The organism is Polaribacter sp. IC066, from assembly GCF_007997085.1.
GTDB lineage: Bacteria > Bacteroidota > Bacteroidia > Flavobacteriales > Flavobacteriaceae > Polaribacter.
The window spans coordinates 44,340-62,152 of the sequence record NZ_VORR01000011.1 but is presented as its reverse complement, the minus strand read 5'-3'; the positions used below and the strand labels follow the sequence as shown (position 1 = coordinate 62,152).

Sequence of the window (17,813 nt, the reverse complement as noted above, 5' to 3'; positions counted from 1 at the left end):
GACAAAGCAGAAAGTGAACAACTAATAGTTAATTGGCATCTTGTTTTTAGAAAAATGAAAAAAATTAAGATAAAAAATGTAGTAGTCAATTAGATCAAAGATTTAATCGTTAGATTTAATCTTTGATCTAACATTAATGAATTTTTATAGTGTTTCGAAATAAACTAAAATATTTCAAAAATTAATTGATAGTGTCTTACAATTACTTGATAACCGTCGTCTTTACTGTATCACCTTCTTGTTCTATCAATACTATTTCTCCATGCACCATTATATCATCCAATACTTTAAAAAAGTGACTATATAAATCTGGCGACTTATAAGCAACTATCAAAGTATATTCTTTTCCGTCTAAAAATAAAGTAACTGCTTCTGCATGACTATCTGGAACTAGTACCCCTTTTTTATTATAAACAGGTGTTTTTTTAAAGCTAAAGTTATCTTCATCTGAAAAGTGAATTAAAGAAATCATAGAAGTAAATCCAGTACCATTTTTAAAAACTTCACCTCTCTTACTTTCTTCTTTTAAATTGTATTCTGATGAATACCAAGAATCTGAAAGCTTCATTTCAACTTTATCAATCGGTTGTATGATTAAGTTTTTACTATCGTAATCTGTAGAAATTACACCATCAGTAATTTTAACTTTGTTATTGGGAAAATTAAAATACTGAGAATACTTATGACTTTCTTTTCCTGAAAAACTGTCAAAAATTAACCAAACATCCGGTTTCAAATACAACATTCTTCTTTTCATTGCCACAGGATCGACTAATCTTTCGTATGCAGTACTTTCTGCTTCTCCATAATCAAAAGACAGCGCAGATTTGGTATAAATATCTTTTCCCCAAGCTTCATAACTAGTACCCCAGGAACCTTTTAAAATACTATTTGGTAAATCGTCTACTCCCAATGAATTGTGACTAATATTACTTTTAAAGAAATTTCTCCATTTATTATTTACGTAAGTATATCTCCCATTATCTACCAAATAATCTCGTCCATTCGCAAAAATAGTAAAGCTTAAAAGATCGTCATGTGCGTGACCTGCTGCCAATTTTCTTAAATGCAATGAAGTATAAGTTGCATCTTCTTCCCACGAAGACCGCATATAAAAATCACCATTACCTTGCTGATATACAGATAAGAAATCTGGGTCTTGTACCTTTATTTGTTGATATTCCTTATTACCTTCTTTTCCTAAAAATAGATAGGTATCTAAATCTAGCTTTTTATAGGCTCTTGATTTTAAAACGCCATCATTGTATAAATAAGTAGCAAGTGAAAGAAGACCTTGCGTATTGGTATCATCACTATCCCCTAATAATGGTTGATGATAATTAGGCTTTTGCCAAGCTACATTGGCGTAGGCCATGTCTTTTATCTTTTCAATAAGAATTGCTGTTAGCTTAATATCATTTCGATCAGCTAAAAATTTTACATTCATAAAACTATGCATCACTTCATTGTGATACATTGGCGAATGCTCCCAGTGTGCACCACCTTCTACGATCTGTAAATCAATACATTCAGATAATTTACAAATTGCATCTTTCTGCCAGGTAGCTGCCAATTTAAATTCTTTTAAAAATATAGACGCATGAAATAATCCTTGATTTTCTAGCACTCCCCAATTACTTGTTCTAGAAAAGTCACCATAATTATTAGTAATATACTCTCCATGAAGATGCAAAGAATTTAAAAATTTCTCAAGGAATTTTGGTGTTATATGTTTCGAATGTTTTATATATTCAAATGACTTTATCCAATTTTCACAGCGCACTCCTGCTTCAATTCTTCGCCAGCCAGCACTTGTATTATAAACGTCTTCTAAATTTGGTAACGGATTATTTTCAATCCAATGCTCCAATTGTTTCACAAAAGTTTTAGCATATTTTTCTTTTCTTGTAAAAAAGTATGCTTTTGCTAAATGCGTCCAAAATTTATGTCGATTCATCATGTAAGTCCATTCAGGATCACCAAACGGATTTATTGCCCAATCTATCTCTTTTTCAAATTGATAAGGAATATTGGTTTTTTCCATATCCCAATCTTCTCTAAAAACAAAATACTGATTAACAACCTGATCAGCAATCTTAATTGAATTTGCAATATCTTCTGGATATTGCTCTCTCAAATATGGAATCTCTTCTTTTGTAACTCTATTGTAAAGATCTTCTTTTTCTCTATAAAATTTAAGAAGTGCTTCTAGTGGTTTTTTATTATTTGTATAAGATTTTTTCACCTGCTTCATACCAGGTGAATCTAGATTTAAATTCTCAAATAAATTGTTGTTTAAGGGTAGTTTTTTTTGACAAATGGTAAGGCTAGAAATAGAGGTAAAAACTAATAGGAGTAGGTGTTTTTTATTTAACATTTTTTATTTTGAAAATTTATAGTTAATAGAGGAAAAAGGAATTTTAATTTTTTTAAAGTTCTCCTTTCGTAAAAAAAAAGAGCTTCAAAAGTTTTATAGTTACTTACATTATAAAAACTTTTTTTTAATGTTAAACCTCACAAATTTTAATCTATTTTTATACTTATTTTTAGTTATAAAGTTTTAGGAAAAGTAGTAGATATTGTCACATATAATTAAAAGAACTAAAGTTGACCCATAAATAACAACTTGACTTAGAGCAGAACCTGTTATTAATGTTAAAACATTTTTAACAAACTCTTTTTTTAAAAAAGAAAATAGTTGCATTTTACTAGCTTATATACTGTCTTCAAATATAACGGAAATGAAACATATACAGCACGTCTTTTTTGATTTAGATCTACTTTATGGGATTTTGAAAAAAACTCTAATTTAGTGTTTAGAAAGGTTTTTGATAAGCAAAATATTACTATAGATTTAAACAGCTTTCTAGAAATTTACAGACCTTTAAATCATCAATATTGAAAATTGTATAAAGAAGAAAAAGTAACGAAAGAAGAATTAAGAGACCAAAGGTTAAAAAAATATTTTGATGCTGTAAATTAGACTATATCAGAAGACTTAATAGATGTGATTGCCATTGAATATGTAGCGTTTATGCCAGATTTTAATCATTTATTCGAGCATACTTTTGAAACTTTAGCTACTTAATAACTGAACACAGGTTTAATAATAATTGTTCTTAACAAGTTTTTCGTAATCGTTTTGTATGGGTTAGAAAATGGATTCTATAACGTCTGATCTACAATACTTTGAGTCGTGATCGTAAACTTGTAGTTATCACTTCGCTGCACCTTAGGATATTTTTTTCAGAAGGCTCCAAATTTCAGCATTATTAAGTGAAAAGTTGTAAATCTTAAACTGGGATGCTACCTATTTTAGTAAGTGACAGTGTAAAATATTTTAAAATAAGGACACATTAACCAAGTATGTTATAATGTAAAACTTACTCTTTTTGTGGTTATAAGAATCATGTGCTATATTTGAAGCTCAATTATTAACACATGATTTTTAAGTAGTACTAATTAATTATTTTGCGCTCCAATACTTAACTTTTTAAGTCTTACCAAAGCTTCTAAGTAGTAGTAATCTGCATAATTTAAACTAACATTTACTTCAGAATTTTTAGGATAGTTACCAACACTGTGAAGTATTAAACATTGATATTCTTCTTCTTTTGCTAAGTACCTGTCTGAAGAAAGTTCATTTAATAGTTTTACTGCCCAGTTATAATATTTTAGATTATTTGTGTGCTCATAAAGCTCTAAAAATGCTGATGCCATAAGGGCTCCTGCAGATGCGTCTTTTTCCCTTTTAGGAATCATTGGGGCATCAAAATCCCAATAAGGAACTACGTCCTCTGGAAACCTATCGATACATAAATCTGCCGTTTTTAAGGCTAACTCTAAATATTTTTCATCTCCTGTCTGTTTGTACATCATAGAATATCCATAAATACCCCAACCTTGACCACGTGCCCACATAGTAGTATCATTATATCCTTGATATGTTCTTTTGTTAATAACAGCACCTGTTTCAGGATTATAAACTACGCCATGATACGCAGCGCCATTTTCCATAAAATGGTGTTCTAAAGTTGTGTCTGCATGGCTTATAGCAATCTTAGCCATTTCTTTAGTTCCACCGTTTTTTGAAGCCCACATCAGCATTTCAAGATTCATCATATTATCAATAATTGTTATATGATGCTCACCTCTGTCCCAAGATTTTATGGTACCCACATTAGGGTAAAAACGACTCGTTAATGTTTGAGAAGTATTTACAATAATATCTTTATAATCTTTATTTTCTGTTAATCGATATCCATTTCCAAAACTACAATAGACCATAAAACCAGTATCATGATGTCCAGAAAATGTTTGTAGCGAAGACAAAGGCTCCGTCCACTTCTGAGCTTCTTTAAGCCATTTTTTGTTTCCCGTTAATTCATATAAATACCACAAACTTCCTGGGAAAAATCCACTGGTCCAGTTCCTAGCGTTCACTTGTAACCATGTGCCATCACTATTACTTATTCTAGGAAATCCTTTATCAATATCTAAGCTACTTGTGGCTTTTGAAAACTGGCTTTCGGCAAAACCAATTGTTTCGGCTAGATTAAAAGTAATTGGTTCTTTTTCTTGTATATCTTCCTGTGCATTTAAAATGATACTATTAAAAAAACATAAGGCAATTAATATGGGTACTCTTTTCATTGTTGTTTGTGTTATAAATAATTAATTTAAATCGGTAGTTTTAAACCATGCCGCGTAAATAGTTCATACTTTTTAATACTTGTTTTATTTTATCAATTTCTTCATTTCTAGAGCATATCTTTCGCCGAGTAAACGCTGACTTATTGCATCAAAATGTGTGCTATCTATAGTGCTTGTATTATCTGATTGAACAACTGCTGTGTTTTTAATTTTAGTGGGCAATTCTAATAACATTTCATTAAAATTATTTCGAGATATTTTATCTCCTGAAAGTTGACCAGCAATAAAAGGCAAATTAGAAACCCCAAAATCCAATCGTAAAGCTTCAATAAGGTTAATAAGTTTTACTAAGTATGTATTGTATTTATCTGAGTCAGATTCTCCTTGATGCCAAATAATACCTTTTAATTCGCCATATTGTAAAGCTGTTTTTGTTCGACTAACAACCTCACTATAAAAAAGAGAATTTGGCGCCCATAAATCAATACTAGTTCCTCCTTTGGCATTTACCACCAAGCCTATTTCATTTTTAGCCATTTTTGCCATATCGCGACCAAAGGTATAGCCTAAATTAAATTTTTGCATTTCGATATTTTTTCGAATAGAAGAATATTTATTTAAAGGTGCTGCCGCTTTTTCCCAAATTTTTGTAGCTATTCCTGTGTATAAAAAAACACCGTCTAAAGTATCTTTATCTTGTAATTCAATATTTGCTCTACCCGCCATATTAGATTGACCTATGAGTATATAAATATCTAGATTTTTTTTTATTGTTTCTAGTGCTGTTTTAATAGGTGCTACTTTTTCAACATTAATACTACTCCTAGCACTTTTACAACTTACAATGACAGTGCATAACATGACTAGTATTTTTGTGCTTTTTAGATATCTCATTATTTTATGTGTAAGGTAAAATTAAAAGTATGGCATTAATTTAAAATAAAAAAAAACATACCTCTAATTTAAAGAATTGTAGGCATTCATAAAAAATAAAAGTATGTATCATAAAATCAATTGTACAATTGTCAGATATATAGCTACAATAAGCACAATCAGAAATACTTCGGTGAACTTAATATTGCATTTATACTTTACCCCAAGATAACAAAAATAGTACGAAAATTTCTAGGAAAAATTTAAAATAGGGTATCTAAAAATCCTAATCTATAACCACAAGATGATAAAATAACTATTAATTAGATAATTTTTATTTTACTGTGCATTTTAAACTTTTATAAAATTAAGATAATATAGGTATACTAGAAGAATAAAGAGATTAGCCTTTTTAATTCTTTTTTCAAAGCACCATCAATAGAAATATCTTGTCGAGACCAAATTTTCTTTTGTGTCCAAGTTTGGTAAGGTGCAATTCAAAAAAGTATCTTTTACTGGTAAACCTAAAACCAAAACTACTTCGGCACACAAATACAAACTTCCTTTAGAAATATAACTTTCTCCAAGGTTGGGCTGCTAACTATTTAGTCCAATTTTTAGCCATTTCTCTTTGTCAAATGTTCCTAGAGCGCTCAATTGATTTCGAATCATAAGATGCAAAGCAGAACGAACTTGTGCAGAATGAATTTCTTCTGGTAATTTATTAAAAAGTGCTATTTGTGCTAAAGATTGAAAGGCACCGAACCGGTATACGATAGATCTGCCAATTGGCGGATACGTGCCATCCGAAGAAATTAACCTTTCTTGAGTAGCAGCATACCGTATTGCAAGCTTTCGCACTTTATCATACTCGTTTTTACGAGTATTGCTTACTTCATTCATATTTTTTAAAATATCGAGCACCATGGGTTGAATTACAAAGCTATTATAATAGTCCCGTCTAAAATGTTTACCGTCACCATACGTGCCATCTCCTAAATACCATTCTTCATGTTTCTCTAAAGCATCTTCCAAAGGAGCTACATCTGCACCACCATCAAACTTTAATAGTGCTGCTTCTACCATTCCAGAAAAAAGTAATCAATTATTTTCATGCGGTTTTATAACTCGAGTAGCTTTTAATACTTTTATTACTTTCTCTTTAGTTGCTTCATTCAAAGGATGCCATAATTGCTTCAGTACCCTTAGTAATGCTTGTGCAAAAAAAGCAGCATCTACTAAAGGTTGCTTATCAATATTGAAATTCATAAAATCTGCAGCTTCAGGATTCGTGGTATTATCATGGCATTTTTGAGCCAAAGCGATGTATTTTGCGCGTAATTTTCCTTCAGCTGTCTTATCTACTCCTATCCTAATGCAAGCTAAAGTTAAACACCAGAGAGTAAGCAACCAAAAGCCTCTAAATGCATTGCATTTTTCACATCTCTTTTACTATTTGGTTTTACTTGTGTAATTGTTTTTCAACTCATTTTTACTGAGTACTGTTAAAACGGGATCTCCAATTTTAAGTAATGAAGCCAAAGAATATACACGTAATTCTTGTTTTTGAGCATATGCGCTTTCTAAAATTATAAGTAAACACGCTAAAATAAAAAGTTTTTTTTTCGCAAATTAACCTTTGTCATCGTATGTGTTTTTTTTTAAAAACTTACTATGTTCAAATTTTCATCTATTTCATTAGATCATGTTATATAGATAAAATGAACAATATCTTTGGTATGAAAATTAGTTCTAAAGCATAAATACTCATGGGAGGTAAATTTGTGTTACTTTAAGTGAACTGCACAACAAAACAACAAGTTTACTTTTTAAATACTGTTTACTGCCGGATTCAAAAAGGGTTTATGAAAATAATTCTTGAAATTTATGAGTAACAAATCTAGGTTCAAAAAGGTGAAAACATTTCAACTATAAATAAATTAACTAGGCGTAAAAAGAGAAAAGACTAGCAAACGCTAGTCTTTTCTTTTATTTATAATCTTACTAAATTTTATAAACAACTATAAAATAAAGCGATTTAAAATAATTATTGAATGATTAATTTTTTAGTTTTTACCGCATTATTTTCATCCTTCATCTTTAAAATGTAGCAACCTTTTGCTAAGTTAGAAACATCTACAGATTTAGACACATTGCTTTTTGCTAATACTTTTTTACCTAATACAGAATAAATTTCTATTGATACATTCGAAGCTGCATTTACAAATAAAGTTCCCTTAAAAACTGGGTTTGGATACACAGCAATTTTAGCCTCTTCTACACTTGAAGGCGCACTTAAAGTTACATCGCTCCAGGTATCTGCAATTCTAAGTTCATCTATAACTATTGTTGGCAAATCACCTCTATTTTGGTCAAGTACAAATCTATCTGGTGTTCCGAATCTATCACCAGTTACTCTTGTTGCTGCTGGTTCTGCAGCGGTAAGATCTGGATTTATAAATATACTCGCAAATCTCAAACCAGAAAATTGACTCTCTTTTTTAATTACAATAAGCACCTCTTCGTCTAAAGAATAAACTGCATCATTCCATATCTCGGTACCATTTTGCCCTTGAGATATACCTATATTATAACCAGTTCCAGTAAAATGTTGTCTTATAAAAACGCTACAATTTCTAGTTAACTGATCTGATGAGTTATTTAAGGCTAATGAGGCAAAAGAATTACCCTCACCAGTAATATTATCCATATTTGTTACTTTCATCATAAAAGAAGCGTAAATTGTTGGAGTCCCTTCTGGCCTTACAAATTCGAACATTGCATTTAATCCAGTACCAAATAGTGAAACCGCATTTTCTCTTGGTGTAGTTGTGTTTGGTATTGTCCAATTTGGAGATGCTACTACCATAATATCAGTTGGATTATTAGTTCCTCCAGCTCGCCTCCAATTCTCTTGTTCTGTTAATCCTCTACCAATAGAATAATCAAATTGCTCAATGACCGGCAAAGTTACCTGACCAAAAGCCATAATTGTAAAAAATAATAAAAATACGTGTAATGATTTTTTCATAATTGTTAATTTAAAAAAGTTAATTAAATAACACCATTGTTACTCGCTTGCAAGTTATAATTTTTAACGGGTTTTAAAGTCCGAAAATAGGTTGGTTTTTGTGCGAAATTAGATTTCAACGGTAGTCTTTTAGAGCATTGGCAGCATTGAATTGCAAGATTAAAAACTAGCTATAAAAAAAAGACTAGCAAACGCTAGTCTTTTTCTTATAAATAAATTCAAAACTTATTTTAAATAACTTTAACATAAAGCTATTTAGAATAATTATTGAATGATTAATTTTTTAGTTTTAACAGCATTGTTTTCATTTTTGATCTTTAAGATATAACAGCCTTTCGCTAATTGCGAAACATCTACTGATTTAGAGACATTGCTTTTTGCTAATACTTTTTTACCTAAAATAGAATAGATTTCGAGTGTTGTATTTGTCTTAGAATTGATAAATAATGTACCATCAGAAACAGGGTTTGGATAAATACCTATTTCAGCAGCTTCTACATTAGAAGTACTTAAGACTGCAGTTTGCACTACATCTGCCCACTCTTTTCCAACTCTTAACTCATCAATAATTAATGAAGGAGTTCTATCATTTGCATCGCGTCTAAAAAATATTTGGCCAAAAGGATAATCTCTAACCGTGGGATCTTCTACTGTTGGTGTTGATGGCTCTGTGCCTAAATCTGGGTTTAAAAACAAACTAACTGCGCCTCCTTCTACTTTTTTAATAACAACAAGTACATCGTCACCTACTTGATAATCTTTTGTGTCATAAAAGACGTCAGCAGAACCACGGCCTAAATTTACACCAAGAACATATCCTGTAGCGCCTTCAGCTGGATTCTTTTTATACCAAACGATTGCATTAAAACGACCTTCGAATGGAGATTTTAACGTAGTAAGAAACGTAGATAAATTAGTGTCAGCCAAAGCTGTAACTCTTAATAAAAAAGAAACGTAAACAGTCGCTTGACCGTCTTCTGGAGTATATGAATAAATAGGCGATTCTCCAGGACCTGAATAAGCCATTGCATTTCCTGTTGTTGCTACACCACTAACATTCCAAGTTGGAGACGCTACAATATCAACATTTGGTGTAAAAGTCACATCGCCTATCGTCCAATTTCCTTGACCTTGATTTGCATTTACTGGAAATAATTTGCCCGGAGTGGTATAATCAAAACCTTCATAAGCCGGCAAAGTTGCTTGACCAAAAGCTATAATTGTAAAAAACAATAAAAATACGTGTAATGATTTTTTCATAATAATAAATTTAAAAAAGTTAATAAAGCAATACTCTTATTACTTTGTGAGTTAAATTTAAAACTTTTAAAGGATGTAAAAATCCATAAACATGTTGGATTTCGTACAAAATTGTATTTAAGTACACTATTGTCCGATAAAAGTACCGAAATCGTTTAGTAAAACTAGTTCAACACAACTCAATTTTAGAATCAAGAGACAAGAATTAATTCTAACTAACTAAAATACAGAGGTGTTTTAAAATAAAAGTTGCATTTATTTGTCTTTTTAAAGGCAACTTCAAATTGAAACTATTAATTAAAAAAATGACGTTAAACCCTAATATTTATTGATGTAACTGAATTTAAAATAGTTTTAATCGGACAACAATGATTTAAATAAGAAACTTTGAGAAAAGTGGTGTCTAAAATTTAATTTTAAAAAGACTGTAAACTCAACTCTGTCTGAATAGAAAAAAGTATTAATTTAATTCAAACAGAAAATATGGACACGTAAACAACAAGCCTTTGAAAAAAAAAGCAGTAAATCAGTTATTATCAGATAAGAGTTTATTTGGGAAAGATGGTGCTTTTACACCGATATTGAAGAGTTTATAGAAAAAGCTTTAGACGCAGAAATGTTTGCATATTTATTAGAAGAACCAAAAAAAAACAAACGCAATGGTACAAGTAAAAAGACCTTAAAAACCAATATTGGCGAGACAGCAATAACGACACCTACGGATAGAAATAGCAGTTTTGAACCTAGCATTATAAAGAAACGTCAAACAATTTTAGCTGATAATTTATCGGAAAAAATTAGCACCTTACATGGCTTAAGAATGAGTCTGCGAGATATTTCTTCTCACATCGAAGAAATGTATGATATGAGTATTTCTCACACGGTTTTGTCAGAAATTACAGACCGTATTATTCCATACATTAAAGCCCAAAAAAAACAGACCTTTAGAATCGATTTACTGCATTGTTTGGTTGAATGCTATGCATTATAAAGTGCATGTAAACAGTAAAATAAAACATAGAGCTTTGTACACTATTTTGGGAATTACTAAAGAAATAAAAAAGGAAATTTTAGGAATGTATATCTCAAAGTGAAGGGGCTAATTTTTGGCTTCAAGTTCTTACAGATTTAAATAACCGAGGTTTCACTAATATTTTAATAGCTTGTACCGATAATTTAAAAGGGTTTAGTGAGGCTATTTTGAGTATTTTTTCGAAAACAAAAATCCAAAAATGTATTGTTCATCAAATTAGAAACTCTTTAAAGTATGTGGCTTCTAAAGACCAAAAAGAGTTTATGATCGATTTAAAATTGGTTTATAAGGCGTTAATAAATCGGTTACAGAAGACCAATTACTAAAATTATCTTAAAAATGAGGCGAAAAATATCCAGTGGTCATTCAGAGTTGGGAGCGGAACTAGGAGGTATTATCGGCATATTTTGAATATTCATAACCGATAAGAAGGATTATTTACACCACCAATACTCTAGAGGGATTTCATCGTCAGGTAAGAAAAGTGACCAAAAAAAAGGAGCGTTTATCAGTGATATGGCACTTTTAAAGTTGTTTTCTCTTGCAACAAAGAACATCCAAAAAAAATTGGATAGCACCGCTTCATACTTGGAGTTTGACAATTCAACAATTATATATTAAATTTGGAAATAGAATTGAGCTCGCTATTAATTCAAAACCAAGCAAATCGTGACGCCACCGCTGGGACTCACTTTAAAAACAACTCGATTTTTTTAAACAACCATATGAAGAGAAAAAATTAAATTATTTTTGAAACGGAAAAAACTAACAAACAAAGTTTAATTTACACTCCCGAATACAGGCACGTTCATCTAATAATTTTGTATTTATAGCTTGGCTGTTTTTCAAAGTTAATTAGCACTATTATCTTCACAAAAAAAATCCTCCATAAACAATTTATTATAGAGGATTTCTTAAATTAATTGAAATTTAATAGCTATCTGAATTTAAAAAATAGCTACACCATTTACTTTCTAATAAGGTTTATTTCTCACTGGCTCACTTAAATGATGTCCAATACCATTTGAAAAGATATAATTATGGTTATAAACTTGTGCATCCCATACTTGTGAAGATGCTGGCATTGGTGAAGGACTATATTGTGGATTTCTTCTTCTACCATTTATATTTATGAAATCAATCTCATCTCTCATAAGTCCAATTAAACCGTCTTGTCCTGGTAGTAAGGTCTGGTATACATACCATTCCCCAAATAAAAATAAGGTAGGTCTTTGCGCAACGTATTCTGTAACTATATGATACATAAGAATTGCTTTCAATTTCTCCATTTCTTCAGGAGTGTCTACAGTTTCCATAATTTCTTCTGCTGTACCTTCTCTAAGGATGGGTATACCACCAACAAATCCTTCAAAAATGATAGTACTGTTAGATCCTGTAACCGTTCGTAAAATACTTCTACCTTGTAAAAAGGCTCTGTTGTTTAGTAAAAAATAGGTTCTATTTGTAGTAGCTGTCTGCTGATACAAATCCTCTAACCCTGCTTTTTTAATTGCAGCTAACATATAATCAAAACTATCACCATCTATTTGACGCGCTCCAGTCACAGGGTCTAAAACTAACTCATCAGTCTGCACATCCCTCAAAGAATCCAAGCCGAAGTTATTCATAAACTCCCATGCAGTAATATCCTTAAAAGAATTAGTAATTGTTAATTCTGGTTTAAAGTCATACTCTTCTTGCAAACCAAGTTCACACCCTGTAAAAATGGAGGCAGTAAAAAGTACTACTACTACCCTAAAAATTTTTATTTTATTTATTGTTTTCATTTTTGTGTGTTTTTTATTAGTAACCGAGGTTTTGCTTTAAAAGCGGGTTTTCTATTAAATGATCATTAAATATTGGAAAAAGCAAACGATCTTGGGTTATCTGCACTCCTCCGTCTTTTAACAATAAAATAGGATTTAGAATTTCTATCGCTTTGTCTGTTCTACGTAAATCCCACCATCTTTTTCCTTCGCCAAATAACTCGAAACGTCTCTCATCCAATAAAAAGTGCTCTCTTAATTCTTTGGTTCCGCCAAATTCAAAAATATTCACAGGAGGAAGCATTCTTGCAGTTCTTAACTCATTTACAATTTCTAAAGACCTTGCTATACTGATTGCATTGTCTAATTGATTTTCTGCTTCTGCTAACATTAAAAGCATGTCTGCATAACGGTATAAATTAATATCTGTATCATCTTGGCTTCTATCATAAGAAATACCTTTACCCCACTTGGTAAACATAGCTCGCCCATCACTTGGACCTAATTCTACACCTCCTTCACGAACCATAAAATACCTCCAGTCTCCATAGACTGGTATTATAGAATCTCTTATAGCACCATTATCATCTACTAAATTAAGGGTTCTTGTTGCAACAGGTGCTGTATTTGGATATTTATTTACCCATTCTAATGAATCTGTAGGAAACTTTTCTCTCCATTTTAGGTCTGCATCCTCTGATATCGCAAATTGCTGAATACCACCATTAAAGAAATTAAATATACCAGATCTATCTGCATCTATTAGATCAAAACGGATAGACATAATTAGTTCTGGCCCTATCTGAATTTTACCTAGCCCACCTTGGTCGTTTGCAAACAAATTAAAGTATCCTTCAGTAGTAGTAACTAGACTGTATTCTCCTAGGTTCACTAATTTGTCTAAAACAATTTTTGCTTTATCAAACTCTTCTCGCCACATATACACTTCTGCTTGCAAGCAGTAAAGACTTGATAAAGAAAATCTGAATTCTCTAGATAGAACTGTAAAAAGACCTTCTGCTTTTATCATATCTGGAATAATCAACTCATTCATTATGGTCATTGGGTCTGTAGCTGGTCTTGCAGCATCTTCAATATTTATAACAGTTTCTGTAATAAAAGGCACAGCACCCCAAACTCTAACAGCATCAAAATACAATTTTGCTCTTATGGTTAATGCCTCTGCTAACAAATTTGGATTTGCACCAGATATATTTGGTATGTTCTCTATGGCTGAATTGGCTCTGTAAATAGCACCGTAAATATCATTCCATCGCATAGATCCGTCGCCAGCAAAGATGTTATTTAATGGATAAGAAGCATTATTTATTGAAGTCGAATTACTATAAGCTTGAAAATTATCTGATCTAAATTCTCCCCATTGAAGATGCGAGGATCTATAAGTAGGCTGCAAGGCATCATAAATAGCAACAACACCTGTATTCGCATCCGAATTATTTAACCAAAATTGCGATGTACCTATTTCACTTATCGGATTTTCTTCTGTAATGTTATCACAAGAATAGCCAACCAAAAGCAAAATAAGCATGCTAGAAGTAAGTTTAACTTGTTTTATAAGTTTATTATAATTTTTCATTTTACCTGTTTTTTTTTTATTTTAGTTGCACATTTAATCCTAATATAAATTCACGATCGTTTGGAAATCTCATATTGTCTTCATTTGGTGTTAATGCAGCGCCTCTTGACCCAAACTCTGGGTTATACCCGTTATAATTTGTCCAAGTTAACACATTATTTACAGCAAAATTTAATGAAATATTGCTTACTCCTTTTATCTTTTTAATCACATCTTTTGGTAAACTATAATTAAATCGAATGTACCTAAACTTTATGTAACTACCATCAGTAACAAAAAAGCTTTGTGGATTGCTACCAAACACATTATTTTGAGCTAAACGAGATAAACGTGGATACACTGTTACATCTCCTGGTCGCATCCATTGCCCATATATACGCTCTGGACCTGGCGTTTCTCCAATTGAATTGGTATCGTTTCTTTCTTGATCCCATCTGGCATAAATATCATGATTTAAGCTATAATCAAATTGAAAACTTACTCCAAAATTTTTGTATCTAATATTATGCGAAAAACCACCAAAAACATTGGCTAGACCGTTTCCTAAAATTTGTCTATCAAAATCATCAATTACAAAATTATAATTACCATCTGCATCTGGAAGATCTTCCCATATAATATCTCCTCCTCTCGATACTATATTTGCAGCTCTATGTTTATTAATAGCGTCACCAGCATATGGTTGACCATTTAATGTATAAACTGGTCTATTAACTATAACACCCTGTGAGTTTGTAAAGTCTTCATAAACAACTCTATTATTTTCGACTACAGGCATCAATCTCACACCATTATCAGTATATGCATTTGATTCATTGTACTGGTATACTCCTAAGTTTCTATAGCCAAAGAAATTACCTATCGGTTGCCCTTCTTCTATAAGTGTTCTACCAGCTTGAAACTGCGTTCCTCCTGCTAATTTTGTTACTTCATTTTCAAGATATCCAATATTAAAATTGCTTGACCATGTAAAATTTTCCGTTCTAATAATGGTCGCATTTATGTTAAGATCAAAACCTCTATTTTCTATATTACCAATGTTCCGGCGCACAGAACCAAAACCTGTTTCTTCGGGCAACGGTACTGAAGCTAAAAGATCTGCGGTCTTTCTTTTCCAGAAAGCTACATCAACCTCAAGTCTGTTATCAAGCAATGCTAAATTTAGCCCTAAATCAGAAGAAGTAGTCGTCTCCCATTTTAAATCAGGATTTCCTAAACGCGCTGGTGCAATACCCGCCTCTCCGTTATAGGTACTTCCTGGTCTCAATGAACTAAAAAACTCATACCTTCCAAGACCATCTTCATTACCTACAACACCCCAGCTAGCTTTTAACATTAATCGATTAATAACCGTATTTTCTTTCAAGAAATTTTCTTTAGCAATATTCCAACCTGCCGAAGCAGAGGGGAAATAGGCAAATTTATTATTTGTTGCAAATTTAGAAGAACCATCTCTTCGTATAGAACCTCCAATTAAATATTTGCCTTTATAATCATATGCAGCACTACCAACTAAAGAAAATAAACCCTCTCTACTATTTTCCGACCTAGAAATAATAACCTCTGGTGCGGTATTATTAAAAGTCTGTACACGGTCATTCACAAATTGATTAGCCGAAAAATCAGAATTTTCAGTAACTTCTCTTTGAACTTGCGTCGCAGCAATAACTACTAAGTTATGATCTCCCCATGAATTTCCATAATTTAAAACATTCTCTTGCTGAATTCCATAAGAAAGTGGTATTCTTTCTCTTCCAGAAGGAAACCCCTCACCATTTGGATTCTGCAAAATAACTGGCTCGAAATTTAAAATTTTATCCACTCTAAAAGAAGCTCCAACCGTGGTTCTAAAAGTAAGATTTTTTACTAATTTTACGGTGGCATCGTTAAAAATTGTAGCTCTATATGTTCTTCTACTGTTTACTCCAAAATCTGCTTCAGCCAAAGGATTTCGTTGACCATTAATCCGTCTTGTATACTCACCATTTTCTTCGAATAAAGGAAAAAATGGAATACGATCTACTATAGTGCCCAAAGCTTCACTCTCGTTTACACCTGATCTATCTTCGAAGGATAAATTTACGTTAGTAGCTATATCTAACCAATTGTTCGGTTTAAGATCTAACCTAAGGTTTGTATTTGCTCTCTTATATCCACTATTTCGTACAATGCCACCCTCCTGTAAAAAACCAGTATTCCAATAAAATCGAGCTTTTTCAGAACCACCACTCAAGGCTACATTTGTTTGTGTTCTTACCGCAGGTTTCATCATTAATTTTTGTAGATTATAAGAATTTCTAAAAAGCGTACTTAAAGAATCCCTTTGCCATGGATGTAGATTTCCTCGCCCGCTTCTTGTACCCTCATAGAACAGTCTATCATCAGCATTAGCCACTCGTAAATCTCCAACTAATGTTGAAATACTTAAAATGTTTGAAACATCTAGTGTAAGCTCACCTGCTTTACCTCTTTTTGTGGTAATTACTACAACACCATTTGCTCCTCTAGCACCATAAAGAGAAGTACTAGCTGCATCTTTTAATACGTCTAAACTTTTAATGTCAGCAGGATCAATATTGTCAATATTGTCTAATTGCTGACCATTAACAACAAACAAAGGATTTGTACTCCCGCCAAGAGAAGAGATACCTCGAATCTGAACATCAAATCCTTGACCTGGGCCATTGTTTGTTCTTATTTGAACCCCAGATACTTTACCTTGAATTGCGTCAAAAGCTTGTATAGGTGTTGATTTCTCCATCTGTTCTGCGGTTACACTAGCTACAGAACCTAATACTTTCTCTCTTTTAACTCGTGCGTACCCAATAACTACAATCTCATCTAAAGATTCGTTAGAGTCTTGAAGAGTAGCATTAATAACTGTTTTATTACCAATTGTTAACTCTAATTTTTCAAAGCCCAAGGAAGAAAAAACGAGTGTTTTTTTTCCATTTTTAAGAGCTAAAGAATAGGTACCATTAAAATCGGTACTTGTTCCATTGGTCGTTCCCTTCTCTACCACAGAAATTCCCGGCAATGGGGTTCCTGAAGTATCTACAACAGTACCTGAAACCTGTTGGGCGTTTAAATTAGCTCCGGTAAAACTAAAAAACACCAATAATAATAACAACGTAAAACTTTGAATAGGTTTTCTGTTTATTGCTTTCTGTTTCATATTAAGTAATTATGTTAAATGTTTATTAAATTATTATGCTAAACTACATTATTAATTAAGCAGTAAAATCCGAAAAGAGGATGGTTTTCGTCTTAATAAATCTATTTGACCTTATTAAAATTTTTATAACCTAATCATAAGTAGATGTTTAAGATATTCAAATATCTGATTTGTAAGTATTTAATCATCGCGTGCAAGAAAAGGTTTATCTTAAAAGCAAGTTGAATATTTTACAATACTTTTTTTGAGTGTTGTAATAAGAACGCTGCAAGAGAATTGTTTGTTTTTAATAATTTTCATATATTTCGCTTAAGGAATTAGTAACATGTCCAACGGTAATATCCACTACAACCTACCCCCTAGTACTTAACACATTTTTTAAATCTTAAATACTTTCTCACCACTTTTAATGAAATCATATAGCA

The 17,813-nt window shown here is 31.7% G+C and carries 9 protein-coding genes and 2 pseudogenes; 2 read left to right on the top strand and 9 right to left on the bottom strand.

Annotated features, from left to right (window positions below; all coding sequences use genetic code 11):
* Positions 1–202: 202 nt before the first annotated feature.
* The 6 genes and pseudogenes from ES044_RS05455 to ES044_RS05430 all read right to left on the bottom strand — a co-directional run bounded on the left by ES044_RS05455 (position 203) and on the right by ES044_RS05430 (position 9,817).
* A complete protein-coding gene (locus ES044_RS05455) occupies positions 203–2,377 on the bottom strand; it encodes an alginate lyase family protein (RefSeq protein WP_147118337.1) in 2,175 nt (724 codons plus the stop codon).
* A gap of 1,085 nt (positions 2,378–3,462) precedes the next feature.
* Positions 3,463–4,653 carry a glycoside hydrolase family 88 protein gene (locus ES044_RS05450; RefSeq protein WP_147118336.1) on the bottom strand — a complete coding sequence of 397 codons (1,191 nt, stop codon included), beginning with the start codon at positions 4,651–4,653 and terminating at the stop codon, positions 3,463–3,465.
* Between the two features lie 84 nt (positions 4,654–4,737).
* The gene (locus tag ES044_RS05445; protein ID WP_189663197.1) at positions 4,738–5,514 is read right to left on the bottom strand and encodes a sialate O-acetylesterase; all 777 of its coding nucleotides are present in this window, start codon (positions 5,512–5,514) and stop codon (positions 4,738–4,740) included.
* 447 nt (positions 5,515–5,961) lie between these two features.
* Positions 5,962–6,846: pseudogene (locus ES044_RS05440) on the bottom strand (DUF2264 domain-containing protein).
* 727 nt (positions 6,847–7,573) lie between these two features.
* Positions 7,574–8,557, bottom strand: coding sequence for a T9SS type A sorting domain-containing protein (locus ES044_RS05435; protein WP_147118334.1), 984 nt, complete (start codon positions 8,555–8,557; stop codon positions 7,574–7,576).
* A gap of 264 nt (positions 8,558–8,821) precedes the next feature.
* The gene (locus tag ES044_RS05430) at positions 8,822–9,817 is read right to left on the bottom strand and encodes a T9SS type A sorting domain-containing protein (RefSeq protein WP_147118333.1); all 996 of its coding nucleotides are present in this window, start codon (positions 9,815–9,817) and stop codon (positions 8,822–8,824) included.
* A gap of 550 nt (positions 9,818–10,367) precedes the next feature.
* On the opposite strand from ES044_RS05430, the gene ES044_RS19460 reads away from it, so the two are divergent.
* Both ES044_RS19460 and ES044_RS19455 read left to right on the top strand, forming a co-directional pair.
* Positions 10,368–10,808, top strand: coding sequence for a transposase (locus ES044_RS19460; RefSeq protein WP_410524675.1), 441 nt, complete (start codon positions 10,368–10,370; stop codon positions 10,806–10,808).
* Positions 10,798–11,176 (top strand): annotated as a pseudogene (locus ES044_RS19455) (transposase). The gene ES044_RS19460 and the pseudogene ES044_RS19455 overlap by 11 nt, the downstream one beginning before the upstream one ends.
* A gap of 648 nt (positions 11,177–11,824) precedes the next feature.
* On the opposite strand, the gene ES044_RS05420 reads toward ES044_RS19455, so the two are convergent.
* From ES044_RS05420 to ES044_RS05410, 3 genes are all read right to left on the bottom strand, one after another.
* Complete coding sequence (locus ES044_RS05420) at positions 11,825–12,553, bottom strand: hypothetical protein (protein WP_147186934.1); 729 nt, start codon at positions 12,551–12,553, stop codon at positions 11,825–11,827.
* A gap of 100 nt (positions 12,554–12,653) precedes the next feature.
* Positions 12,654–14,213 (bottom strand): RagB/SusD family nutrient uptake outer membrane protein, encoded by a 1,560-nt coding sequence (locus ES044_RS05415; RefSeq protein ID WP_147118331.1) that lies wholly within the window; start codon positions 14,211–14,213, stop codon positions 12,654–12,656.
* Positions 14,214–14,229: 16 nt separating this feature from the next.
* Positions 14,230–17,388, bottom strand: a complete 3,159-nt coding sequence (locus ES044_RS05410) for a SusC/RagA family TonB-linked outer membrane protein (protein ID WP_147118330.1) — start codon at positions 17,386–17,388, stop codon at positions 14,230–14,232.
* Between the last annotated feature and the right edge of the window lie 425 nt (positions 17,389–17,813).